Below are 631 nucleotides of genomic sequence, written 5' to 3'. Positions count from 1 at the left end.
GGCAGGATCGAAGGTGAACGTGCCGTAGCTGCCGGCGAGGGAGGCAGGCGTCTGGAAATGGTCCTGGCCCGTGTCGACATCCTGGACCGTGAGCGTGCCGCCCGCCAGCTTGCCGTCTTCCTTCACCGCGCCATTAGCTGTTCCCGAGATCACCGCGGCATCGTTGCTGCCGGTGATGGTGACGTCGATCAGTTGCGAAGCGGTGCCGTCAGCCGACTTCACAGTCAGGGTATCGTGGACGACCTCGCCGCCGGCGAGTGCCTGGACCCCGGCGGCAGAGTTATTGAGCGTGTAGCTCCATTCGCCGGTGGCAGGATCGAAGGTGAACGTGCCGTAAGCTCCGGCGAGGGAGGCTGGCGTCTGGAAATGGTCCTGGCTCGTGTCGACATCCTGGACCGTGAGCGTGCCGCACGCAGTCAGCTTGCCGTCTTCCTTGACTGCGCCAATAGCTGTTCCCGAGATCACCGCGGCATCGTTGCTGCCGGCGATGGTGACGTCGATCAGTTGCGAAGCGGTGCCGTCAGCCGATTTCACAGTCAAGGTGTCGTGCACAATCTGGCCGCCGGCGAGTGCCTGGACCTTGGCGGCGGAGTTATCGAGCGCGTAGCTCCATTCGCCGTTGGCAGGATCG

The 631-nt window shown here is 64.0% G+C and carries 1 protein-coding gene; it reads right to left on the bottom strand.

Features of this window, described 5'->3' with window-relative positions:
* A partial coding sequence (locus AC0L21_RS37995) for a VCBS domain-containing protein (RefSeq protein WP_473267126.1) occupies positions 1–631 on the bottom strand: 631 nt, incomplete at both ends.

The organism is Bradyrhizobium sp. WSM4873 (genome assembly GCF_055811355.1).
The sequence above is the reverse complement of the archived record's forward strand: the minus strand, read 5'-3'. Positions and strand labels throughout refer to the sequence as shown.